This is a genomic window from Edaphosphingomonas haloaromaticamans, from assembly GCF_001853345.1.
Taxonomy (GTDB): domain Bacteria; phylum Pseudomonadota; class Alphaproteobacteria; order Sphingomonadales; family Sphingomonadaceae; genus Sphingomonas_E; species Sphingomonas_E fennica.
In genome coordinates, this window is the sequence record NZ_MIPT01000001.1 from 1,372,552 (window position 1) to 1,395,774 (window position 23,223).

Below are 23,223 nucleotides of genomic sequence, written 5' to 3' on the forward strand. Positions count from 1 at the left end.
TTTTCCAGCAACAGCGGGTCGCGCGGCGCTGCCGGCCGCCGGCGCGATGCCGCGCGCAAAAATCCACACAAATCCCATCGGTTGCTGCGCATAAACCGCCAGGCCGGGTTCGATCGCCCGGCTCCGGCGGATCGGGAATCCGCTTTCCGCTTGGGTTTCCGGGGGTTCCGGGCCGCTTGGCACGCGACATGCGTGGGCCGGTGCGTCGCGGGGGGCATTCCCGTGATCAGATTCTCACAAATTGCCGGGTCCCGGGGGAGCAATCATTCCATGCGATTCAAGCCGATTACGTCATGCCTGTTCCTGACGACTGCCTTCGTGCCGATAGCGGCGCTTCACGCCGAGGCCATCGAGCCCGGCGACGAGATCGTCGTGACGGCGCTGAAGCGCGAAACATCGCTGCAGGAAACGCCCGCCGCCATCACCGCGCTGGGCGGGGCGACGCTGCGTGCCGCGAACATCGACAATATCAACGATCTCCAGCGCACCACGCCGGGGCTGGTGATCACCGATGCGGGGCCGGGCCAGCGGCGCGTCGCGCTGCGCGGCATCCGCAGCGCGGGCGACGCGCAGGTCGGCATCTATTATGACGAGGCGCCGCTCGCCGGCCCGCCGGGCACGACCACCGACGCCGGTGGCGCCGCCAGCGACATCAAGCTGTTCGATGTCGAACGGGTGGAGGTGCTGCGCGGGCCGCAGGGCACGCTTTATGGCGCAGGCGCGATGGGCGGCGCGTTGCGCGTCATCTTCAACAAGCCCGATCTCGACAGCTTCGGCGCCTCCTTCGACGTCAGCGGCACCACCACGTCGCACGGCGGGGAGGGCTATCAGCTCAACGCCGCGATCAACGTGCCGATCGTCACCGATCGCATCGGCCTGCGCGTGGTGGGATACAGGCGGTTCGATCCGGGCTGGATCGACAATCCGAAGCTGGGCCTGAAGGGCGTCAACAAGGAGGATAGCGACGGCGGGCGCATCCTGCTCAGGATCAAGCCGATCGACGATCTGACGATCGACGCATCCGCTTTCTATCAGGATAGCAAGGGCAGCCCGAGCCTATGGTCGCCTTCGGTCGGCAAATGGCAATCGCCCAATCTGGCGGTGCTGCCTTTCCGCGACCAGAACCGGCTCTACAGCCTCACCGCCAGGGGGGAACTGGGTTTCGCGACCCTCGTCGCCACGACATCCTATCAGGATCGCGATCTGCTGATGACGCGCGATCCCAGCTATCTGTGGAAGCTGCTGGGCGGCCAGTCCTATCCGGCCGGCCTCTATTACCAGCCCCAGAACGTGACGGACTGGACGAGCGAGATCCGGCTCCAGTCGGCGGGCAGCGGCCCCTTCCAGTGGACGGTCGGCGGCTTCTACGAAGACCGGAAGGCCAAGGTGCTTTCCGAGGCCCATCAGGTCGATCCCGCGACCGGGGAGGACAAGGATCCGCCCACCGTCCTGCTGCAGCGCCATGTGGGCGACAAGCTGAAGCAGAAGGCGCTGTTCGGCGAGCTGGCCTATACGCTGTTCGATCGGCTGACGCTGACCGGCGGCCTGCGTTACTACCAGTATGACAAGCTGGTTTCCGGCGATACGACGATCGGCTTCCCGCTGCTGGGAACGCCGGCCGCGCCCTATGCGGAATTCGCCAGCGACAACAATGGCTGGCTCTACAAGATCAATGTTGCCTACAAGCTGAACGACAATGTGCTGATCTACGGCCAGGCGGCATCCGGCTATCGCCCCGGCGGCGTGAACCAGGTGCTCGGGCTGGCCGCCGCGCTTCCCTATCTGCCGGACAAGCTCTGGACCTATGAAGGCGGCATCAAGCTTTCGCTGGTCGATCGCAGGCTGCTCATCAACCTCACGGCCTATCGCACCGATTGGGATAATCTGCAGGTCACGCTGGATAGCGGCAGCTTCGCCTATCTGGGCAATGCCGGCGCGGCGCGGGCCAAGGGCGTGGAGGCGGAACTGGTGCTGAACCCCATTCCGGGGCTCAGCTTCTCGGCCAATGCCAACCTCCTGTCCGCCAAGCTCACCAAGGATCTGATCGCTCCCGGCACGGTGCCGAGCGCCACGACGGGCCGGGCGGGGGACCGCATTCCCAATATCCCGGAGGGCAGCTTCACTCTCGCCGGCCAATATGAGTGGGATCTTTCGAACGCGCTGACCGGCCTGGTGCGGGCGGACTTCAACCATGTCGGCAAATTCTATTCGGATTTCCGGCCCAATCCGGCCCGGCCGTTCAACTATCGCGAGGGCGGCGACTATCAGCTCGTCAACGGGCGCATCGGCGTCAGGACGCAGGAATGGGGCGCTTATCTGTTCGTCAACAACCTGCTGAACAAGGTGGCGCGGACGTCTGCGGGCAATGTGCTGGGCGGCAGCGTCGAGGTCATCTCCACCGTGCCGCCGCGCACGATCGGCATCAATCTGACGGGGAATTTCTGATGAACAGGCATCTTCGCGGGGCAGCCGGCCTGCTGATCGCAACCCTGGCGGCCTCGCCGGCCGTGGCCGCGCCGCTGGCAAAGGCGGAAAGCGCGCAGATCACCGGCGATATCGACAGGCTGAGCCCGGCCTTGTCGGCGCTGGCGACCGATATCTGGAATTATGCCGAGGTCGGCTTTCACGAGCAGAAAAGCGCGGCCCGCTTGCAGAAGGAGCTGAAGCAGGCGGGATTCCAGGTGGAAACCGGCGTGGACGGCATGCCTACGGCCTTCATCGCCTCGGCGGGGAAGGGCGGGCCGGTGATCGCGCTCCTGGCCGAATATGATGCGCTGCCGGGGCTCGCGCAGGCCGCCGACGCCGATCGCCATCCCATAGAAGGGCAAAGGGCGGGCCATGCCTGCGGCCATAATCTTCTGGGTTCCGCCTCGGTGGGCGCGGCGATCGCGCTCAAGAAATGGCTGGAAAGGACGGGCACGCCCGGCACCGTGCGGCTCTATGGAACGCCGGCCGAGGAAGGCGGCTTCGCCAAGGTGTTCCTGGTGCGGGATGGCTATTTCAAGGATGTGGACGTGACGCTGGCCTGGCATCCCGGCGATCGCAACAGCGCATCGCAGTCGCAGATGCTGTCCGTCATCTCCGGCAAGTTCCTTTTCGAGGGGCTGCCGTCCCACGCCGCCGCCGCGCCCGAGCGGGGCCGCTCCGCGCTCGACGGCGTGGAAATCATGAACGTCGCGGTCAATTATCTGCGGGAGCATGTGCCGCAGGAAACGCGGATCCACTACACCATCACCAATGGCGGCGATCAGCCCAATATCGTGCCCGCATCGGCGGAGAGCTTCTATTATGTCCGGCATTATGATCCGGAGGTGGTGAAGGACATCTGGGGCCGCGTGACCAAGGCGGCCGAAGGGGCGGCGCTGGCCACGGGCACAAAGGTTTCGGTGCGGCTGATCGGCGGCACCTACAGCACCTTGCCCAACTACACGCTCGGCCGGATCGCCGACCGCCATCTGCGCGATCTCGGCGGCTTCACCTATTCGCCAGAGGAGCAGGCCTATGCCGCCCGGCTGAAGGCCAATCTGCCGCCGGGCGGCCGGGCCGGCGGCGGGCCGGACAGCGTGGAGCCCTTCGTCGAAGGCCGGAAGGGGCCTGCCTCCACCGATGTCGGCGATGTCAGCTGGGCGACGCCGACCCTGCAGATCAGCACCGCCACCTGGGTGGAGGGAACCTCGCCCCATAGCTGGCAGGCGGTTTCGGCCAGCGGCACCAGCATCGGCAACAAGGGCCTGGTGCTGGCCGCCAAGACGCTGGCGCTAACCGGCGCGGAGCTGTTCCGCAGCCCGGACGAGATCGCGGCCGCCAGGGCGGAGTTCGAGGCGGGCCGGGGGAAGGATTTCCACTACACGGCCCTGATCGGGGATCAGCCGCCGGCTCTGGACTATACCGACCATAAATAGGCCGTCGGCGTGCGGCGGAGGGCCCGGCCGGTCGGCGGCCGGCCGGGCCCGAGCCGCCAATGCGACATCAAATGCGCCATTTTGAAAAGTGAAAGCTCTTTCGCCGCCATGCCCGGCAGATATGCTCGCGGCCGTGTGAAGGAGACTTTTGATGACGACCCGCCCGTTGACCGCGGAAGAGCGCGGCATCACGCTGCCGATCCCCTTCGGCTGGTATATGCTCGATTATTCGGCCGATCTCGCGCCCGGCCAGGTGAAGCCGCTGCGCTATTTCGGTGAGGAGATCGTGCTGTTCCGGGGCGAGGACGGCGTGGCGCGCGCGCTCCACCCTTATTGCCGCCACCTCGGCGCGCATATGGGCCATGGCGGCAAGGTGCGGGGCAGCCGGCTGGAATGCCCCTTCCACGCCTGGCAATATGACGAAACGGGCGCGGTGGTGGAAATCCCCTATGCCAAGGTCATCCCGCCGCAGGTGAAGCGTCCCTGTGTCAAGGCATGGCATGTGGTGGAGCGTAACCGGCTGATCTGGGCCTGGTATCACCCCGAAAATGTCGATCCGCTATGGGATGTGGTGGAGGTGCCCGAGGCCACGAACCCCGAATGGGGCGAGTTCGAGCGTTATGAATGGACGGTGCCCGTCCACATCCAGGACATGGCCGAAAACGGCGCGGATGCCGCCCATTTCCGCTATATCCACGGCACCGCCAGCTATCCCGACATGGATACCGTGTTCGACGGGCCGATGATGCGCGGCCGGGTGGAAGCCAAGATGGATACGCCGCGCGGGCCGATCGACGGATCGATCACCTCCACCGTGATGGGGCCGGGGCAGAGCTGGGTGCGCTTCGAAGGCATCGCCGAAACGCTGCTGATCGCCGGCGTCACCCCCGTGGAGAAGGATCTCGTCCACGCCCGCTTCAACTTCACGCTTCCCAGCCATGGCCACAAGGCGGCCGGGCAGGCGGTGATCCGGGATATCGTGAAGCAGTTCAACGAGGATTATCCGATCTGGCAGCACAAGCGCTTCATGCCCCAGCCGATCATCTGCGACGGCGATGGTCCGATCATGCGCTGGCGCCAGTTCTACAGCCAGTTCTACGTGGAATAAGGGCTCGCCCAGGCGAGGCAGGGCCGGGGCAGGCGAAGGGGGCCTGCTCCGGCTTTTTTTGGACTGGTTTTCTTGCGGGTTTTTCCTTCCCTCAATGGAGTGGATGGAAGGCCGGGCCGCCGAACGTTCGCCCAACTCGATCCCCCGCCATCGGCCTCAACCCGCCTCGCGCAGCGCCCGGCGGTCGAGCTTGCCCATATGGTTGCGGGGCAGGTGGGGCAGGATGCGGATTTCGGTGGGCAGCTTATGCGGGGCGAGCTTCGTAGCGAGCGCCTCCGTCAGCCGGGCGGCGTCCACTTCCCCGCCCGGCATTGGCGATATCGCCAGCACCACGCGCTCGCCCATGCGTTCGTCGGGCAGGCCGAAGGCGGCAGCGTCGCCGACGCCGGCCTCACCCAGCGCCGCGAACTCCACTTCCGAGCAGGCGATATTCTCGCCGCCCGAGATGATGATGTCCTTCTTGCGATCGACGACATAGAGATAATTGTCGGCGTCGAGATAGCCGACGTCGCCGGTGGCGACCCAGCCGTCGCGGAAGACGCGGGCGCTTTCGTCCTCCCGGTTCCAGTAGCCGCGCGCCACCATGGGGCCGCGGATCGCGATCTCCCCAGCCTCGCCGGCGGGAAGCTCGCGGCCGTCATCGTCGAGGATGCGCACGTCCGCGACGGGGACGACCCGGCCCGACGTGCCCGGCCGCTCGACCAGATCGGCGGTGGAGGCGGCGCAGACCGTGCCCGCCGTTTCCGTCTGGCCGAAGCCGCAGCCGAAGCCGGCATGAGGGAACATCGCGCGGATATCGGCGAACAGCATCGGCGGCAGCGCCTGCCCGCCAATGCCCAGCCCCATCAGCGAGGACAGGTCGCGCTGTCCGTTATGGGCGCGCACCATATCCCACAGCATGGCCGGAGATCCCGACAGCGCCGTCACCTTTTCCCGCTCGATCAGGTCGAGCGCGGCATCGGCGCTCCATTTGCCGAGGATCACGATCTTGCCGCCGGACAGCAAGGTGTTCAGGAAATCGGAACCGCAGCCGGAAATGTGGAAGAGCGGGAAGGCGTTGAGCACCGCCGGCTGGCGGGCGGCCAGTAGCTTCACGATTTCCGGGTCCATCCCCGCCATCGCCTTGGCGCCGACGAAGGCGCGGGAGAACATGGTGGTGGCGATCCCCTGCGTCAGCGCGCGGTGGCTGAGCCGCGCGCCCTTGGGCAGGCCGGATGTGCCGGTGGTGAACATGATGACGGCATCGTCATCGGGATCGACGGCGACGGGATCGAGGCGGTGGCCTTCCCCCGGCCGGGCATCCGCGTCGCAATCGATCAGCCGGCCGGCGGGCCAGCCGCCCGCGATCAGGGCCTGCGCGCGCCGCCCATCCGCCACGATCAGCGTGCAATCGGCGTCGGCCGCCGCCGCCGCCATGTCCGGTCCGGTGCCCCGGCTGTTGATGAGGACGGCGACCCCGCCCAGCGCGGTGATCGCGGCGAAGGCGGCCATCCATTCCGGCCGGTTGGCCATGGCGATGCCGATATGCCGTCCGCGCACCGCGCCCAGCCGGTCGGCCAGCATCGCGGCCCAGGCACCGGCATGGGCGAAGAAGGCGTCGTAGCTGAACCGGCTACCCTCATGGACGATGCAGTCCCGATCGCCGAACGCGGCCGCCGCCCGATAGAGCGCGGCCAAGGTGCGCGGGCCGTTGCGGAAGGCGCGCATCGCCACGCCGCCCACGTCGATCTCCTCAAGCTCGTGCGGCGCGCCGGGCGCGGTCAGGGCGAGGATCAGCGGATCGGTCATGCTCTCTCCTGTTTCGCCGGCTCTTGTTTGGCCGGTTCCTGTCTGGCGGGTTCCTGCCGGGGCGGTCTGGCCTCGCGCGGCAGGCCCAGGCCGCGTTCGGCGATGATGTTGCGCTGGATCTGGCTGGTGCCGGCCCAGATCGAGTCCGATCGCGATTCCAGATACATCTTCTGCAGTCGCCAGGCATCGCCGCCCGGCTCGGCAATGTCGCCCGCCGGCCCCAGCACGTCCATCGCCAATTCGCCCAGCCGCTGGTGCCAGCTCGTATAATAGAGCTTGTAGGTAAGCCCCGCCCGGCTGAGCCCGGTATCGCCCAGCATGCGGAGCGCGGTGTAGCGCATCACCCGCAATTCGGCCTCGGCCCGCGCCAGCCGCTTGGCGATGGCCGGATCGCCGATTGCCCCGTTGCCCCGCGCCGCGCGGATCACGCGGTCCAGCTCTGTGCGGAAGCTCATCTGCTGGCCTAGGGTGGAGACGCCGCGCTCGAAGGTCAGCGTCGCCATCGCCACGCGCCAGCCTTCGCCGGGCGTGCCCAGCACGTTTTCGGCCGCCGTCTCGGCGCCGTCCAGGAACACCTCGTTGAAGCTGCTGCCGCCGGTCATCTGGCGGATCGGGCGGATGTCCACGCCCTTGCCGTCCAGCGGCACCAGCAGCATGGAAAGCCCCTTGGCGCCGCTGCTGCCGGGCTCGGTGCGCACCAGCGCCATGCCCCATTGCGAATATTGGGCGAAGGAGCTCCAGATCTTCTGGCCTTCCAGCACCCAGACGGGGCCGCCCGGCCGATCCTCCAGCCGCGCGCGGGTCTGGACATTGGCGAGGTCCGACCCGGCATTGGGTTCGGAGAAAAGCTGCGCCCACACGATGTCCACCATCGCGGTCGGCTCCAGGAAGCGGGCGCGCTGCCCGTCGCTGCCGAAGGCCATGATGGTGGGCGCCACCAGTTCCAGCCCGACATGGCTCAGCCGGCCGGGCGCGCCGCTGCGGGCGTATTCCTCGTGAAAGATCACCTGTTCCATCAGGCTGGCGGCGCGGCCGCCAAAGGCCTCCGGCCAGGCCAGCCGGTTCCAGCCGGACCGGCCGAGATGGCGTTCCCAGGCGAAGCGCTTGTCGATGCCCTCGCTCGTCCCCTCCATGCCGCGCACATGGCGGAAGGGGCCGTCCAGCTCGCGGTCCAGCCAGCCGCGCACCTCGCTGCGGAAGGCTTCCTGCTCGGGGGTGAAATCAAGCCGCACGCAGCATCTCCCGATCGGTGGTCATCCCGTCCTCGATGATCGCAAGCTGGCGATCCGTGTCGCCGAACAGGCCGGCAGCGGCGCGGGCGCGGCGGAAGTAAAGATGGGCGTCATGCTCCCAGGTGAAGCCGATGCCGCCATGATAATGGATCATGTCCGCCGCGCAGCGCGACAGGGCGTCGCTGGCCATCAGCTTGGCGGTGGCGGCGGCGATCGGCAGTTCCTCCGGCCGTTGATCGGCGACGGCGGCCGCATACCAGACGGCGGATTCGGCCGCCTCGACCAGCAGGGCAAGATCGGCCAGCGCATGCTTCACCGCCTGGAAGGCGCCGATCGGCTGGCCGAACTGGATGCGCTGCCTGGCATAATCGACCGTGCGGTCGAGCGCGGCGGCGGCGGCCCCCATCTGTTCGGCCGCAAGGGTGGCGTTGGCGTGGAGCAGCAGCGCCTCGAACGCATCGCCCGGCAGCACCGCTTCCGGGCCTGCGCGAACGGCGGTCAGGTCGATCCGCGCCACGGCGCGGCCGATATCGATCGAATTCTGGCGCGTGGCGGCAAGCCCTTCGGTCGCGGCCGGGATCGCCACGAAGCGGATGGCCTCGCCATCCCGGGCGGCGACCAGCAGCAGATCGGCGACATGGCCGTCCAGCACGAAGCCCGCCGCGCCGTCCAGCACGCAGTCCTGCCCTTCGCGGCGCAGGCGCACGCCCACGTCGCCCGGCAGGTGGCGGCCTTCGGGATGGGTGAGCGCGACGGTCGCGGTGATCTCGCCGCGCGCGATCGGCGGCAGCCAGCGCGCGCATTGTTCCTCGTCGCCGGCGATCGATAGCGCGCGGGCGGCCAGCATGGTCGCGATCAAGGGAGAAGGCAGCAGCGCGCGGCCGCAGGCGGCGGCCAGGATCGAAAGCTCGATCTGGCCCAGGCCAAGGCCGCCCGCGCTTTCCGGCACGATGATCCCGCTCCAGCCCAGCTCCACCATCTGCCGCCACACCGCCGGATCATGGCCGGGCTCGCTCGCGGCCGCCGCGCGCACGGCCTGCGATCCGCCGACCTCCTCCACGAAGCGCGCCGCCATTTCCCGCAGCATCGCCTGTTCCTCGGTAAAGGCGAAGCTCATGCCGGGTCCTTGATCTTGAACAGCCGCTTGGCGTTGTCGCGCAGGAATTTGGGCCACACCTCGTCCTTGAAGGGCACCTCCGGCAGCTCCGCGAAGATGCGATCGAGGCTGAGGCCGGACGGGTAATAGCCGGCGTAGAGGACCTGGTTGGCGCCGCGCGTGTTGGCGAAATCCACGATCGACTTCGGATAATAACGCGGCGCGAACGCGCTCGTCGAATAATAGAGGTTGGGATATTTTATCATCAGCTTGACGGCCAGCTCGTCCCACGGCTCGGCGCCGTGGCGCATGATGAATTTCAGTTCCGGGAAGAACCAGCAGACCTCGTCCACCAGCTCCACCTTCTGCGGCGCCATCGGCACGCGCGGGCCGGGCACGCCCACATTCACCATCACCGGAATGTCCAGCTCCACGGCGGCGGCGTAGAGCAGGTACATCTTCTTGTCGTTGATCGGCACCTGCGGGTTGAGGCCGCAGGGGAAGATGGAAAGGGCGGCGATGCCATGGTCCTTGTGCAGCCGCTTGATCCGGCGCACCTCGTCCATCCCCTCATTGGGATTGACCGGCAGTTCCCACAGAACCCGGTCGCCGAAGCGGCGCCCGATCTCCGCGATATGATCGGACCCTTCGTAGAAGCCCATCATCGCGGTGCCGATATTATGCTTGTCCATCTCCGCGAAGGTGTGGCCGATCAGGTCGTCCACGCCGTCGAAATTGGGGATGCCCTTGAACATATATTGGGCCGGCATCTTGAAGGCCTGCCGGCTTTCCTTGTCCATCAGCAGCGGCAGGAACTGGGTGTACCATTCCTCGTTCGTGGCGCTGACCGGCACGTTCAGCATCAGATCGACAACGCGGACATCCGTTGGAAACGGCATTCATCTCACTCCTGGGCTGGGATGCCCGGCAAGGCCGGACAGAAAGGGAAGGGCGGCAAGCGCATCGGCATGGCGAAGGCTGCCCGGCGCGGGATCGCGGCCGCGGAACATGCGGTAGACGATCAGCGCCAGCCATTCGGCCAGCGCATCCTCCGCAAGCTCCAGCGGCCGCAGCGATCGCAGGCGCCAATTGGCGTAAGCGACCATCGGCATCTCGCCCGCGCCCAGCGCGGCATAGCCCAGCATCAGCGCGCGGGCGCTGCCGGGGGAAGGCGGGGCGCCGGGCTCCGGCCAGCGATCGGTGACGAGATATTCCAGATAACGCTGATAATCGGCGTGCGCGGCGGCAAGGCTCTTGGGGCTGTCTTCCGATAAGGGCACCCAGGCGCGCATCAGGCCGGGATTGCGCAGATAATTGCCGGTCTGGATGGCATGGTGGATGCGCAGCTTTTCGAACAGGCGATCGGCCGCATCGCCATCCATTGCCTCGTCGATCGCCAGGAAGGGGGCGATCATCTCGCCGCAAAGCTCGGCCGCGATTTCGCGCAGATCCTGGAAATAGCGATAGAAAAGGCCGGATGCGACCTGCGCCTCCGTGGTGATGTCGACAACGCGGGCACGGCGATAGCCCATGCGGTTGAAGGTGATGCGCGCCGCTTCCTTGATCCGTTCGCGCGCCGCCTCGCCCCGTGCCGTGCGCGGCCCGCGCGGCAATGGCTGCCGGCCCGCATATCCGCCGCCCGGCGCGCGACGCGCCCGGCCGGAAGCGATGGCGGCGGAAGGGAAGGAGGGGGAAGGCATGGGGCTGCGGNCGTCCGTCGCGCTGCGGTGGAAGGCGAGGTTAGCCGTGGCGTTTCGCGGTTCAATCCCCGGTCCGGGGCGCTTTGATATGAAAGAATCGCATCATTGCCATTTTGCGGCATGAAATGACGTGACGATAACGCAAAGCGGTGCGAGGAGGGGTGTGCGGATTGCCCCGGCAGGCATCCGAATGATAAAAGTGACACCAGGTTCACAAGAAAACCTGATCGAACGAGGCATGCGGAGAGGTGCCGATGAGCCGGAACGTGGTGGAGGCGGAGCTGCATTGCGGCTCCACGCGGGTGCGCGTCCAGACCTATAATTACGACGTGCCTTCGGAACAGGTGCGCTGCCCGTCGCAGCATCTGCTGACGCTGATGTCGGCGCGCCGCCGCCACACGTCCCGATCCTATTTCGGCCGGCCCCAATCGTCGAACCGCTACTCGCTGGGCAACCTGCTTTACGTGCCGGCCGGCCATCCCATCTGGGGCAGCGGGCCGGGCGGTCCGCTGACGATGGTGACATGCACCTTCCCCAAGGGATCGAACGAAGCGCTGGCCATGTTCGAACAGGGGTGGGACGATCATGCTCTGTCCCGCTTCGGCGATATCCGGTCGAACCGCATCGTCGAGGCGATGCGCCGCCTGGGGCAGGAGGCGCTGGAACCGGGCTTCGGCAGCGACATATTGGTCGATGCGCTCACCAGCATGCTGCCGGTCGAACTCGTCCGCCATTTCGAAGGGCTCGCCATGCGCGGCAGCGCGATACGCGGCGGGCTGGCGCCGCACCAGCTGCGCGCGATCGAGGATCATGTCCGCGCCTGGCCCGCCGGCGGCGTGCGGGTGAGCGACCTTGCGGCGCTGACCGGCCTCAGCCGCGGGCATTTCATGCGCGCCTTCAAGCAGAGCACCGGCAAGACGGTGCATAATTTCGTCGAGGATGTCCGGCTGGATCACGCCAAGAGCCTGCTGATCGACAGCGACAAGCCGCTGAAGCAGATCGCCGCGATGCTGGGCTTCGCCAATCCGGCCAGCTTCTCGCTCGCCTTCCGCCGCATGACCGGGGAAGCGCCAGGCCGCTATCGCAACATGCGCCAGGGCGTGGACTGACCAGGCCCCCGGCCGGGTGGACAAATTCCGATGGTGATTCGGCCGTCAGGTTTGGGGACGGTTTTGCGATGCGCTGAATGACCGGAATGTCGGGGTTAGCTGCCGCGCGTCTTTCTGCGGTTGACGATCCAGCGGGCCAATAACCCGCTGGCAGTGGCGATCGATAGTGTCGTCAAGATAACAACCAGAGAGCGCATCCCCTCACCATTATGACAAGGCTCTCTTGGTGCGCAGCTACCGTAAAAGCTCAGGAACATTAGAATGGTGAGTACGGGAAGGCCGACAAACACGGCGGTGGCACAGCCGAATTTGCCGCCGATCGTAGTCCCATTGCTGTAACGGTTAGGCTCTTCCACAGATACAGCTTAACCGAAATCAGATCGTCAGCAATGTCGGCGAGTCCGGAATGGCTGCTCTGTCGGCGAAAACTCCAACAGCGGCCGTGATCCGGATTTGTCCATCCGCCTGGGCTGGAGCGCAGGCCGGGGGAGGGGGGCAGCTGGTCTGGTCGCGGTCATCCGCCTTCGCGGGCGACCCTTTCGATGCCGGCAAGGTCGCGCAGGATGATGTGGCCGTAGCCGCGCCGGATCAGGCCCTGCGCCTCCAGCGTCGCAAGGTGCTGGCTGGTCGTCTTGCGGGAAAGGCCGGCCGTTTCCCCAAGCTGTTCCTGGCTCAGCCGCACGATCGCGGTGCCGTCGGCGGACCGGCCGGCGGCCGCCAGCAGCCGGGCGGCGAGACGGGGGCGGGGCGGCAGCGCGATCACCTCGGCCACCATCTGCAAGGCGTTGCGGACATTGGCATAAGCGGAATCGGCGATGGCGCGCCACAGTTCCGGGTGGCGGGCGCCGATCCGTTCCAGCGCCTCCACGCCGATTTCCAGCACCACGCCCGGTTCCGCGCAGATCGCGGTGACGAGGCGTGGTCCGCCGCTGAAACGCGTCGCATGGCCCAGCACCGCGCCGGGGCCGGATGCGCCCAGCATCACCTCGCGATCGCCGGGCGCCTGGCAATAGGAATGGAACAGGCCGTGGAGGACGACGAACAGGCCGTCCCGCTCATCGCCCTCGGCCTGCGCCCATTCGCCGGCGTTCAACCGCACCAGCCGGCCATGATCGAGCAGCGCGGCGGCCAGCTCGGCCGGGTGCCGGCCTAGCCATTCGGTTCGGCGCAGCAGGGCCAGCGCGGAGGCGCGTTCGTCGGATTTCATGGCAGGATTGTAACTATCGTAACAATCATCCGCCAGCCAAAGCTCTAGCCTCGCCCAAAAATGGGAGGAGAGGATGATGGCGGGCCGCGAGCAGAAGATCGTCCGGATCGGCGGGGCCACCGCGTCCTTTTCCGATACCGCTCTGTCTGTGCCGCAGCTGCTGGCGGCGCCCGACCTCGATTATATGATCCTCGATTATCTGGCCGAAGGTTCGATGGGGATATTCGGCCGCATGCAGGCGGCCGATCCCGAGGCCGGTTTCGGCGGCGACTTCCTGACCGTTCATATCGGCCCTTACCTGCGGGACATCGCCGCGCGCGGCCTGAAGGTGGTCGCCAATGCCGGCGGCGTGAACCCGGCTGGTCTCGCCCGCGCGCTGGAGGCGATGATCGCGGAGCTGGGGCTGAGCCTGACGGTGGCCTATGTGGATGGCGATGATCTGCGGCCCGACGTCCCGCAATTGCGCGCCGCCGGCCATCGCGACATGTTCACCGGCGCCCCGTTCCCGGACAATGTGATCAGCGCCAACGCCTATTTCGGCGCCTTCCCGATCGCCGAGGCGCTGGCGCGGGGCGCGGATATCGTCGTCACCGGCCGGGTGGTGGACAGCGCCCTCGCGCTCGGCCCGCTGATCCATGAATATGGCTGGAGCGAGCAGCAATATGACCTGCTCGCCGCCGGCACGCTGGCCGGGCACCTGCTGGAATGCGGCGCGCAGGTGACGGGCGGCACCTTCACCGATTGGCGGGACGTGCCCGACTGGGCGAATATCGGCTTTCCGATCGCCGAATGCCGCGCCGACGGCAGCTTCGTGCTGACCAAGCCGGACGGAACGGGCGGGCTGGTTTCGATCGGCACGGTGGCGGAGCAATTGCTTTACGAGGTCAGCGATCCGGCGGACTATATCGTCGCCGACGTCCGCTGCGACTTCAGCGGCGTGGCGCTGGAGCAGATCGGCCCCGATCGGGTGCGGGTGAGCGGCGCGCGCGGCAATCCGCCCACCGCGCAATATAAGGTGTGCGTCACCTTCGACGCCGGCTGGCGCGCCACCGCCTACCAACCCATCCTGGGCGAAGATGCGGCGGAGAAGGCGGCCCGGCAGGCCGAGGCGCTGTTCGCGCGGGCGAGGGCTTTGCTCCGCGCCCGCAACCTCCCCGATTTCACCGCGACGGATACGGTGATGATCGGCGCGGAGGCGAGCTATGGCGACCATGCCCGGCCGGGCGCCGCGCGGGAGATCATTTGCAAGCTGGTGGCCGATCACCCCGAAAAGGCGGGGGCGGACATCTTCGCGCGCGAGCAATGGGCCGGCATTTCCGGCATGGCGCCCGGCACGTCGATCAACCTCGGCACGCAGGTACTGCCGATGACCGGCATATTCCTCTTCCTGCTGGACAAGGCAGCCGTGGCCGCCCCGCGCGTGACGATCGGCGGCGTAACGCAGGCGGCGCCACCGTGGCTCCCGCCCCAAGGCGGGGATGTTCCCGCGCCGGCCGCGCCGGCATTCGCGGATGACGGTGCGTTCGCGGGGCCCGCCGGGACGGTCGATCTGATGCAGCTCGCCTGGGCGCGCAGCGGCGACAAGGGGCATCTGTTCAACGTCGCGGTGATCGCACGGCGGGCGGATTATCTCCCCTTCCTGCGCGCGGCGCTGACGGTGGAGGCGGTGGCCCGATGGTATCGCCATTTCGGACGGAACGGCGTGCCCCCGCGGGTGGACCGCCATGAGGTGCCCGGCTTCCACGCCCTGAACTTCGTGGTCCACGACGCGCTTACCGGCGGCATCAATGCCAGCACCCGGCTGGATCCCGCCGCCAAGGGCATGGCCCAGATGCTGTTGCGTTTCCCCGTCGCCGTGCCGGCGGCATTGGCCGAGGCGCTCGCGCCCGCCGGCCGGAAAGGAGCCTGAAATGGATTATTCCTACCTGATGAAGGGCATAAAGCCGGTCGCGACCGAAAGCAGCGTGCTCATAAGCTCATCCCGCTACCTGAACGACGCGCGCGTGCGCGATTGGGTGGCGACCCACATGCTCCGCCGCAACGGCGCGGACGTGCCGACGCCTTCGGATTCGATCCAGCTCGTGCAGATCCTGCGCGAGGTGCAGGACATCGATCATATCAACGCGCTGTTCGCGGCGGAGCGCAAGCGCAATCCCGCGCTGGACGCGTGGTTCGAGGAAGGCTTCGTCTCCACCTTCCAGCTGGAGGACCTGAAGGATTATCCGCCGGAAAGCGTGGGTGGGCTGTTCCACGCGCAGCTTGCCGGCAATGATCTGCAGGTCGATATCGTGCCGCGTTTCACGCCCCACAACGATTATGAATATTTCCAGCTTCGCGCCGGCCAGACGCATGATCTGGAACATATATTGGGCGGCGGCGGCTTCGATTTCATCGGCGAGCTGGTGCCTTATTACATGCGGCTGGCCAATCTGTTCGTTCACCTGGATGCGGAGCTGGCGGGCGAGCTTTCCGCTTTCTCGATCCTGGGATCGACACGCATCCTGACTCGCGCCGTGCTCCATTATCCGCAGACCTGGCTGGCGACGCTTGATGCGATGGAAAGGGGCGCGGCGGTGGGGCGCCAGTCCGACCCGCTGTTCCTGATGCGCTACGAGGATATTTTCGCGCTGACGCCCGGCGAGGCACGCGAGAAGCTGGGTATCCGGGGCGTGCGCATCGCCGATACGGCGGCGGCCTCCGCGCAGTGGAACTGAAGCCCGCCCGCGCGGATGGACCATTTTATGATTCTATCCGGCAATGGTGTTGGGATTTGACAACACACGGCCGCTGCGCGCCGCGCCGGGCATTCTAAGACCTTCCTCCAGCGGATCATATCGCCGCCGACAACGGGATCAGAGAACCCCGATCGGCGTGAAGGGAGGAGCTTCGGACAATGCGTAATCTTCGCCGATCGACAAAGGCGCAGCGACGCCGGCTGGCCTATCTTGGAAGCGGGCTGACGCTGCTGGCGGTATCGCCGGCCATGGCCCAGGGCCAGGGCAGCGAGGCGGCCATCGACGCGCAGGGCCTGGAGGATATCGTCGTCACCGCGCAGAAGCGCAGCGAATCCCTGCAGCGCACGCCGCTCGCGATCAGCGCCGTCAGCGCCGAGACCATCGAGACGCGGCGGATCACCGACGCATCGATGCTGAACGCGGTCGCCCCCAACCTGTCGACGACGATGGGGCCGTCGTCGCGCAGCCACCTGATCATCCAGATCCGCGGCATCGGCGAATCCGAACCGATCCTGACGGCGGACAGCCCGATCGGCGTCTATGTCGACGGGGTGATCGTCGGCCGGTCGACCGGCGCCATCTTTGAGCTGGTCGATCTGGAGCGGATCGAGGTGCTGCGCGGGCCGCAGGGCACGCTCTATGGCCGCAACACCACGGGCGGCGCGGTCAACCTCATCACCAAGAAGCCGTCCGACGAATTCGGGGTGGATGTCACCGGCAGCTACGGCAACCGCAATTACTGGCAGGGCAGGGGATCGATCGACACGGGCGAGATCGGCCAAAGCGGCCTGAAGCTGAAGCTCAGCTACCTGCACAAGCAGGCCGACGGCTATGTCGACAATCTGGACCTGAAGGGCAGCCGCGATCCCGGCGCCTACAACACCGATGCCGTGCGCGCGGCGCTCAGCTTCGATCGTGGCGGGGATTTTCGCTTCGACTATGCGTTCGACTGGGCCGATATGCGCGGCGTCGCGCCGATGGCGCAGCTCACGGTCGCCAAGCAGAACCTGATCGATTATTTCAGCCGTTCTCCGGCGATGGGCGGTACGGCCTTCATCCCGCCCAGCACGACGCGGCTGAAGGAAGCGCGGCCCGATCTTACCGCCACCTGGGATCGTAACATCAGCCACACCGCCACCGCCGAGGTGGATCTGACCCCGGACCTGACGGTGCGGTCGATCACCGGCTTCCGCAAATGGAAGAACACGATCGCCAATACCGATCTGGACGGCAATTCCGGGCTGAAGGGGTATGTGGTGAGCCCCACGCCGCCGGGTATCCAGCCGGTGCAATTGTTCGGTGCGGACAATGCCCGCCGGCAGCATCAGTTCAGCCAGGAGCTGAACGCGATAGGCCAGATCGGCTCCAGCTTCGAATATGTGGCTGGCGCCTATTTCTTCCGCGAGGAAGCGCATGAGCGCAATCCGCAGGCCTATACCTTCGTGCAGAACATAACGGGTGTCGGTCTGGTCGGCATTAACCTTGGAAATCTCGTCGATTACGACACCGAAAGCGAATCCAAGGCGCTGTTCGGCCAGGGGACCTACAGCTTCACCGACACGCTGAGCTTCACCGGCGGCGTGCGCTACACCTGGGACGACAAGAAACTGATCCAGCGGGCGCCGTTCGTGCGGCAGCTTTCGCGGTCCTTCTCCAAGTTCAATTATGCCGCGACTTTGACCTGGCAGGCGACGCCGGACATCATGACCTATGCCCGCATCGCCAGCGGCTACAAGGCGGGCGGGTTCAACCCGCGCGCGGTGAACGACGGCTATGATCCGGAAACGGTGACGTCCTACGAAGTCGGCCTGAAGAGCGAGCTGTTCGATCGCCGCCTGCGCTTCAACGGCACGCTGTTCTATGCCGACCTGAAGGACAAGCAGCTCAACCAGTTCGTCGCCGGCACCGGCGGCGCCGCCAGCCAGACGCTGAATGCGGGCAAGGCGGACTTCAAGGGCGTGGAGTTGGAGGTCGAGGCGCTGCCCTTCGACAATTTCCGCCTGAACGCGGCCTTCGGCTATGTCGATCGCAACTTCAAGGAGCTGCTGGCGGTCGATCCGGCCGACAACCAGATCAAGGATTATTCCGACATCGGCCGCTTCAGCTATTCGCCCAGCACGACGCTGAACGCCGGCGCGCAATATACGATCGATGCCCTGTCCGTGGGCGCGCTCTCCTTCAGGCTCGATTATACCTACAAGAGCAAGGTGCACTATAACGTGCTGCCGGGGCCGCCTTTCTCGCCCTATGACGCCGATATCGCGGCGCCGGGCTATGGCCTGCTCGATGGCCGGATCATGCTGGCGGATGTGGCGCTGGGCGGCGGATCGGCCACCTTCACCCTCTGGGGCAAGAACCTGACCAACAAGGTCTATCGCATCTCCGGCATCGACTTCGGTTCGCTGGGCTTCGCCGTCAACAGCTATGGCGAGCCGCGCGCCTATGGCGTCGACATGCGTTTCAAGTTCTGAACCATCCTCGATGCGGACGGGAACGGGAATGAGCGAGATGGATCTGCCCGAGCGGATCAGCTTTCGGGGGCATGGCGGTATCGCCCTCGCGGCCGATGTGCGCGGGCCAGCGGCCGGCCGGCCCGTCCTGCTGCTGCACGGCGGCGGCCAGACGCGGCGGGCGTGGGATGCGACGGCGGATGTGCTGGCGAAGCGCGGCTTCCGTTGCACCACGCTCGACCTGCGCGGTCATGGCGAGAGCGCCTGGTCCCCGGACGGCATCTACCGGCTGGAGCTGTTCGCCGAGGATGTGCGCCATGTCATCCGCGAGATCGGCGGCGCGCCGATATTGATCGGCGCGTCGCTGGGCGGGCTATCCTCCATGCTGGCCTGCGGGGAGGAGCCGCGCGCACCGCTTTCGGCGCTGGTGCTGGTGGATATCGTGCCCCGGCTGGAGCGGAGCGGCGGCGATCATGTCGTGGGCTTCATGCGCGGCACCAAGGACGGCTTCGACAGCCTGGAGCAGGCGGCCGAGGCGATCGCCGCCTATCTGCCGCACCGCCCGCGCCCCCGGTCGCTGGACGGCCTCGCCAAGAATCTGCGGCGAGGCGAGGACGATCGTTATTACTGGCGGTGGGACCCGGCCTTCGTGCGGCCGCGCGACGACTGGGACCCGGAAGCGACCAACCGGCGGCTTTCCGCCGCGCTCCAGACCGTCGATGCGCCGATCCTGCTGGTGCGCGGCACCCGGAGCGAGGTGGTGTCCGAGGAATCGCTCCGGGACTTCAAGGCGCTGCGGCCCGATGCCGAGATAGCGGAGATCGCGGATGCCCGGCACATGGTGGCCGGCGACGACAATGATGCCTTCCTGACCGCCATCATCGCCTTCGTCGCGCGGCGGGCCGAAGCCGGGGAGGCGCGGCATGGCTGACTGGCAGCTTCCCACCCGCGAGGAAACCATGGCGCGGCTGATGCGCGGCTATGGCCGGGTCGCCGGCTTTCGCCGGGATCTGGACTATACGGTGGCCGACCGGCTGGAGGAGCGGGCGGCCGATCATGCCGACACGCCGTTCATCCTGTTCGAGGATCAGCGGCTGACCTTTGCGGAGGCGAACGCGGCCGCCAACCGTGTTGCCCACGCCGCGCTGGCGGCGGGATTGCGCAAGGGCGACGTCGTCGCGCTGATGATGCTCAACCGGCCGGATTTCGTGCTGATCTGGCTGGGGCTGGCCAAGATCGGCGTCGTGACGGCGCTGATCAACACGTCCGCCAGCGGGCCGGTGCTCGTGCATGCGCTGCGCCAGGTCGGCGCGCGCGGGCTGATTGTCGATTCCGCGCTGGCGCGCGGTTTGGCCGATCTCGACCGGGTCGATCTTCCGTCGCTGCTGTGGGAGCAGGCCGAGCCCGGAACGCCGCTTGCCGGGCTGGCGGACGCGCGCGATCTGGGAAGGGAGATGGCGGCCGCCGACAGTGTCGATCCCGATCGCGCATCCCGCGCCGGCGTGGTGATGGGCGATCCGCTCTATCTGATCTTCACCTCCGGCACGACCGGCCTGCCCAAGGCCGCGAAGATGAGCCACATGCGTTTCCTGAACGCGGGGGAGATGATGGGCGGCCTGATGGAATTCGGGCCGGGGGACGTGTTCTACTGCGTCCTGCCGCTCTATCATGGCGCGGGCGGCATGGTGGTGCCTTCGACCGCGCTCGCCTTCGGCGTGCCCTTCGTCTTGCGCCGCAAATTCTCGGCCAGCGGCTTCTGGCAGGATGTCCGCCGACACGGGATCACGTCCTTTTATTATATCGGCGAGATCTGCCGCTATCTGCTCGCCGCGCCGGAGCGGCCGGACGATCGCGACAACAGCCTACGGGTGATGACGGGCGCCGGCCTGAAGCCCGATGTGTGGGAAGCCTTCACCCGGCGCTTCGGCATCGGCCAGGTGTTCGAGGGGCTGGGATCGACCGAGGCCAATTACGGCATCACCAATGTCGACAACCGTATCGGGTCGGTGGGACGCGTTCCCTATCCGGCGCACACCAACATGAAGTTCGTCCGCTATGACGTGGAAGCCGACGATCATGTCCGCGATGCCGACGGCAGGCTCGTCGAGGCGAAGCCCGGCGAGGTGGCGGAGCTGATCGCCGAGGTGCTGGGCGGCAGCGGCGTCGCCGGCTTCTTCGAGGGCTATACATCGGCCGAGGAGACCGAGCGCAAGCTGCTGCGCGACGTGGTGCGCCCCGGCGACGTCTGGTTCCGTTCGGGCGATCTCGTGCGGTTCGACGAGGAGGATTATTTCTACTTCGTCGACCGTATCGGCAACACCTTCCGCTGGAAGAGCGAGAATGTCTCCACCGAGGAGGTGGCGACGGTGCTGGGCGGCTTTCCGGGGCCGGAGATCGTCAACATCTATGGCGTGGCCGTGCCGGGCACGGAGGGACGGGCGGGCATGGCGGCGCTCACTTATGCCGATCCCTCGGCCTTCGACGGCGAGGCTTTCCATCGCTTCGCGACCAGCCGGCTCGCGCCCTATGCGGTGCCGCTGTTCGTGCGGCTCACGCGGGCGGCGGACATGACCAGCACTTTCAAGCTGCGCAAGATCGATCTGCAGCGCGAAGGCTATGATCCCGCCAATGTAGGGGGCGATCCGCTGTTCGTCGTCGATCCCGCCGCCGGCCGATATGTGCCGCTGACGGCCGAGGCGCTCGATCGGCTCGGCATCGCCCCCTTCGCTTCGGAGTCCTGAACATGCGCGTCGAACCGAGCGCGGAACAGCGGGCGCTGCGGCGCGAGTTCCGATCCTATCTGGCCGGCATCATGACGGAGGAGGTGCGCGCGGCGACCGTGGGCGCGGAAAGCGGCCCGGTCTATCGCGACGTCATCCGCCGGATGGGGGCGGACGGCTGGCTCACCCCCGGCTGGCCCGTGGAATATGGCGGGCGGGGCCTCGATCCTTCGATGCAGAAGATCCTGCTGGAGGAACTGGTGCTGGCCGAGGCGCCCTTTCCGTTCGTGACGGTCAACACGGTGGGGCCGGCACTGATGCGGATCGGCACCGAGGCGCAGAAGCGGGAGATATTGCCCCGGATCGCGGCCGGCGACCTGATCTTCGCCATTGGCTATACCGAGCCGGGCGCGGGATCGGACCTCGCCTCGCTCAAGACGCGGGCGGTGCGCGACCCCGGATCGGGGGGCGCAGGCGGCGATGATTTCATCATCAACGGGCAGAAGGTGTTCACCAGCGGGGCGGAAGGCGCGGACTATGTGTTCCTCGCCGCCCGCACCGACCCGGAAGCGCCCAAGCACAAGGGCATCACCATCTTCATGATGGATACGAAGCTGCCCGGCTTCTCCGTCTCGCCGATCTGGACGGTGGGCGGCATCCGCACCAACGTGACCTATTATGAGGACGTCCGCGTGCCGGCGTCGATGATCATCGGCCGCGAGAATGAGGGCTGGCGGCTGATCGCCGAGCAGCTCAACCATGAACGCATCGGCCTTGCCGCGCTGACCTATGGCGCGAACGGTTGCTTCGACGATGTCGTCGGCTGGGCGCGGGAGATGCCGGCGGCCGACGGCGGGCGGCTGATCGATCAGGGCTGGGTGCAGATGGCGCTGGCCGAATGCTATGCGCTGCTGCGCGCCATCGGCCAGATGGGCGATCGCGTCGGCTGGGAAGTATCGCAGGGCGTTACCCGGCCCGAATTGGCGAGCGGCCTCAAGATATTCGGCACCGAAGGCATGATCCGGGTGATGCGGCTGCTGCTCGACATCATGGGATCGGCCGGGCTGGTGCGCGACGGATCGCCGGGCGCGCAACTGCGGGGCCGGATCGAGCGCGAATATCGCAAATGCCAGATCAACACGTTCGGCGGCGGCACCGTCGAGGTCCTGCGCGACATGGTGGCGCAGGTCGCCTTCGGCATGCCGCGCGGGCGATAGGAGGATTATGACCGAGCAGAGCGATTTGCTGGGCCGCGCCCGGGCCTGGATCGGCCGTCCCGCCACCGCGCCGGTGACGGCGCGCGACCCGGTCAACCAGCCGATGATCCGCCGCTGGGCGGAGGCGATGGGGGATGCGAACCCGCTGTGGCACGATCCCGATGTCCGCGCCGCGGCCGGCTTTGCCGGGGCCGTGGCCCCGCCGGCGATGCTGGAGGTGTGGACGATGGCGCCCTATCGCGCCGGCGGCCGCACCGAGGACGAGGACATGGCGGTGCTGCGCCTGTTCGACGAGGCCGGATATCGCGGTGTGGTGGCGACCAATATCGAGCAGGAATATCTCCGCTACCTCGTGGAAGGCGACATCATCCATGCCCGCGCGATCGTCTCCGATATTTCGGACGAGAAGCGGACCGGGCTCGGCATCGGCCATTTCGTGACGATCGATTACGAGTTCACCGATCAGGCGGACGAGCTGGTGGGGCGGATGAAATTCCGCATCCTCAAGTTCAAGCCGCCGCTCGAACAGTCGAAGGCGGCGGCCCCGGCCGGCGATGCCGGAGCCAATACCTTTCCGCACCCGCGCCCGGCCATCACCCATGACAATGCCTTTTTCTGGGAGGGGCTGAAGCAGCGTAAATTGCTGATCCAGTCCTTCGACGGCCGGCTGGTCCATCCGCCGGTGCCGGCCTGCCCGGAAACCGGATCGCTGGAATGGACCACGGTGGAGGCGAGCGGAAAGGGCGTGATCCACAGCTTCGTGGTGATGCACCAGCCGCAGCTTCCCTGCTTCCAATATCCGCTGCCGGTGGTGCTGGTGGAACTGGAGGAAGGCGTGCGCATCGTCGCCAACATGATCGATACCGCGCCCGAGGACGTCGCGATCGGCCGTGCGGTAACGCTGGATTTCGTGGAGGTGGAGCCGGATTACATCCTGCCCGCCTTCCGCCTGGCCTGAG

Annotated in this window: 17 protein-coding genes; 11 read left to right on the forward strand and 6 right to left on the reverse strand. The window is 66.9% G+C overall.

Translation table 11 applies throughout. The features are described 5' to 3' along the window. The first annotated feature begins 270 nt into the window (after window positions 1-270). The 3 genes from BHE75_RS06355 (at window position 271) to BHE75_RS06365 (ending at window position 5,010) form a co-directional block, all read left to right on the forward strand. Complete coding sequence (locus BHE75_RS06355) at window positions 271-2,445, forward strand: TonB-dependent receptor (RefSeq protein WP_070933178.1); 2,175 nt, start codon at window positions 271-273, stop codon at window positions 2,443-2,445. Continuing rightward, window positions 2,445-3,902, forward strand: a complete 1,458-nt coding sequence (locus BHE75_RS06360) for an amidohydrolase (RefSeq protein ID WP_070933179.1) — start codon at window positions 2,445-2,447, stop codon at window positions 3,900-3,902. Before BHE75_RS06355 ends, BHE75_RS06360 begins: the two co-directional genes overlap by 1 nt. A 151-nt stretch (window positions 3,903-4,053) precedes the next feature. Then, the gene (locus BHE75_RS06365; protein ID WP_015459851.1) at window positions 4,054-5,010 is read left to right on the forward strand and encodes a Rieske 2Fe-2S domain-containing protein; all 957 of its coding nucleotides are present in this window, start codon (window positions 4,054-4,056) and stop codon (window positions 5,008-5,010) included. Window positions 5,011-5,166: 156 nt separating this feature from the next. On the opposite strand, the gene BHE75_RS06370 is transcribed toward BHE75_RS06365, so the two are convergent. Genes BHE75_RS06370 through BHE75_RS06390 form a run of 5 tightly spaced genes read right to left on the reverse strand, consistent with a single transcriptional unit; the run spans window position 5,167 to window position 10,826 of the window. Then, entirely contained in the window at window positions 5,167-6,798 is a 1,632-nt protein-coding gene (locus tag BHE75_RS06370) for a class I adenylate-forming enzyme family protein (RefSeq protein WP_070933181.1), read from the reverse strand. Then, a complete protein-coding gene (locus BHE75_RS06375; protein ID WP_015459853.1) occupies window positions 6,795-8,030 on the reverse strand; it encodes an acyl-CoA dehydrogenase family protein in 1,236 nt (411 codons plus the stop codon). Before BHE75_RS06375 ends, BHE75_RS06370 begins: the two co-directional genes overlap by 4 nt. Continuing rightward, window positions 8,020-9,147 (reverse strand): acyl-CoA dehydrogenase family protein, encoded by a 1,128-nt coding sequence (locus BHE75_RS06380; RefSeq protein WP_070933183.1) that lies wholly within the window; start codon window positions 9,145-9,147, stop codon window positions 8,020-8,022. The genes BHE75_RS06375 and BHE75_RS06380 overlap by 11 nt, the downstream gene beginning before the upstream one ends. Further along, on the reverse strand, window positions 9,144-10,025 hold the full coding sequence (locus tag BHE75_RS06385; RefSeq protein WP_070933185.1) for an amidohydrolase family protein: 882 nt from the start codon (window positions 10,023-10,025) through the stop codon (window positions 9,144-9,146). The genes BHE75_RS06380 and BHE75_RS06385 overlap by 4 nt, the downstream gene beginning before the upstream one ends. Then, complete coding sequence (locus BHE75_RS06390) at window positions 10,026-10,826, reverse strand: TetR/AcrR family transcriptional regulator (protein WP_070933186.1); 801 nt, start codon at window positions 10,824-10,826, stop codon at window positions 10,026-10,028. It lies immediately after the preceding gene. A gap of 254 nt (window positions 10,827-11,080) precedes the next feature. Here BHE75_RS06390 and BHE75_RS06395 point away from each other — a divergent pair, with 254 nt between their 5' ends. Further along, the gene (locus BHE75_RS06395) at window positions 11,081-11,935 is read left to right on the forward strand and encodes a helix-turn-helix domain-containing protein (protein WP_015459857.1); all 855 of its coding nucleotides are present in this window, start codon (window positions 11,081-11,083) and stop codon (window positions 11,933-11,935) included. Between the two features lie 514 nt (window positions 11,936-12,449). Here BHE75_RS06395 and BHE75_RS06400 read toward each other — a convergent pair. Then, window positions 12,450-13,142: a Crp/Fnr family transcriptional regulator gene (locus tag BHE75_RS06400; protein ID WP_015459859.1), complete on the reverse strand. Its 693-nt coding sequence runs from the start codon at window positions 13,140-13,142 to the stop codon at window positions 12,450-12,452. 76 nt (window positions 13,143-13,218) lie between these two features. On the opposite strand from BHE75_RS06400, the gene BHE75_RS06405 reads away from it, so the two are divergent. The 7 genes from BHE75_RS06405 (at window position 13,219) to BHE75_RS06435 (ending at window position 23,222) form a co-directional block, all read left to right on the forward strand. Continuing rightward, a complete protein-coding gene (locus BHE75_RS06405) occupies window positions 13,219-15,051 on the forward strand; it encodes an acyclic terpene utilization AtuA family protein (RefSeq protein ID WP_254684376.1) in 1,833 nt (610 codons plus the stop codon). Window position 15,052: 1 nt separating this feature from the next. Continuing rightward, a complete protein-coding gene (locus BHE75_RS06410) occupies window positions 15,053-15,856 on the forward strand; it encodes a Coq4 family protein (protein WP_070933190.1) in 804 nt (267 codons plus the stop codon). 179 nt (window positions 15,857-16,035) lie between these two features. Further along, window positions 16,036-18,348: a TonB-dependent receptor gene (locus tag BHE75_RS06415; protein WP_070933192.1), complete on the forward strand. Its 2,313-nt coding sequence runs from the start codon at window positions 16,036-16,038 to the stop codon at window positions 18,346-18,348. Between the two features lie 28 nt (window positions 18,349-18,376). Then, complete coding sequence (locus BHE75_RS06420) at window positions 18,377-19,258, forward strand: alpha/beta fold hydrolase (RefSeq protein ID WP_070933194.1); 882 nt, start codon at window positions 18,377-18,379, stop codon at window positions 19,256-19,258. Next, the gene (locus tag BHE75_RS06425; RefSeq protein WP_070933196.1) at window positions 19,251-21,068 is read left to right on the forward strand and encodes a long-chain-acyl-CoA synthetase; all 1,818 of its coding nucleotides are present in this window, start codon (window positions 19,251-19,253) and stop codon (window positions 21,066-21,068) included. The genes BHE75_RS06420 and BHE75_RS06425 overlap by 8 nt, the downstream gene beginning before the upstream one ends. Window positions 21,069-21,070: 2 nt before the next feature. Continuing rightward, a complete protein-coding gene (locus tag BHE75_RS06430; protein ID WP_070933198.1) occupies window positions 21,071-22,264 on the forward strand; it encodes an acyl-CoA dehydrogenase family protein in 1,194 nt (397 codons plus the stop codon). Window positions 22,265-22,271: 7 nt separating this feature from the next. Beyond that, window positions 22,272-23,222: a bifunctional MaoC family dehydratase N-terminal/OB-fold nucleic acid binding domain-containing protein gene (locus BHE75_RS06435; protein ID WP_070933200.1), complete on the forward strand. Its 951-nt coding sequence runs from the start codon at window positions 22,272-22,274 to the stop codon at window positions 23,220-23,222. The last annotated feature ends 1 nt before the right edge of the window (window position 23,223 follow it).

Bases quoted from the DNA above. Each gene is read 5' to 3' on its own strand.
- BHE75_RS06365 (WP_015459851.1), top strand. From the start codon at position 4,054: ATGACGACCCGCCCGTTGACCGCGGAAGAGCGCGGCATCACGCTGCCG.
- BHE75_RS06405 (WP_254684376.1), top strand. From the start codon at position 13,219: ATGGCGGGCCGCGAGCAGAAGATCGTCCGGATCGGCGGGGCCACCGCG.
- BHE75_RS06370 (WP_070933181.1), bottom strand. From the start codon at position 6,798: ATGACCGATCCGCTGATCCTCGCCCTGACCGCGCCCGGCGCGCCGCAC.
- BHE75_RS06400 (WP_015459859.1), bottom strand. From the start codon at position 13,142: ATGAAATCCGACGAACGCGCCTCCGCGCTGGCCCTGCTGCGCCGAACC.
- BHE75_RS06420 (WP_070933194.1), top strand. From the start codon at position 18,377: ATGAGCGAGATGGATCTGCCCGAGCGGATCAGCTTTCGGGGGCATGGC.
- BHE75_RS06395 (WP_015459857.1), top strand. From the start codon at position 11,081: ATGAGCCGGAACGTGGTGGAGGCGGAGCTGCATTGCGGCTCCACGCGG.
- BHE75_RS06360 (WP_070933179.1), top strand. From the start codon at position 2,445: ATGAACAGGCATCTTCGCGGGGCAGCCGGCCTGCTGATCGCAACCCTG.
- BHE75_RS06410 (WP_070933190.1), top strand. From the start codon at position 15,053: ATGGATTATTCCTACCTGATGAAGGGCATAAAGCCGGTCGCGACCGAA.
- BHE75_RS06430 (WP_070933198.1), top strand. From the start codon at position 21,071: ATGCGCGTCGAACCGAGCGCGGAACAGCGGGCGCTGCGGCGCGAGTTC.
- BHE75_RS06435 (WP_070933200.1), top strand. From the start codon at position 22,272: ATGACCGAGCAGAGCGATTTGCTGGGCCGCGCCCGGGCCTGGATCGGC.
- BHE75_RS06385 (WP_070933185.1), bottom strand. From the start codon at position 10,025: ATGCCGTTTCCAACGGATGTCCGCGTTGTCGATCTGATGCTGAACGTG.
- BHE75_RS06390 (WP_070933186.1), bottom strand. From the start codon at position 10,826: ATGCCTTCCCCCTCCTTCCCTTCCGCCGCCATCGCTTCCGGCCGGGCG.
- BHE75_RS06355 (WP_070933178.1), top strand. From the start codon at position 271: ATGCGATTCAAGCCGATTACGTCATGCCTGTTCCTGACGACTGCCTTC.
- BHE75_RS06415 (WP_070933192.1), top strand. From the start codon at position 16,036: ATGCGTAATCTTCGCCGATCGACAAAGGCGCAGCGACGCCGGCTGGCC.
- BHE75_RS06425 (WP_070933196.1), top strand. From the start codon at position 19,251: ATGGCTGACTGGCAGCTTCCCACCCGCGAGGAAACCATGGCGCGGCTG.
- BHE75_RS06380 (WP_070933183.1), bottom strand. From the start codon at position 9,147: ATGAGCTTCGCCTTTACCGAGGAACAGGCGATGCTGCGGGAAATGGCG.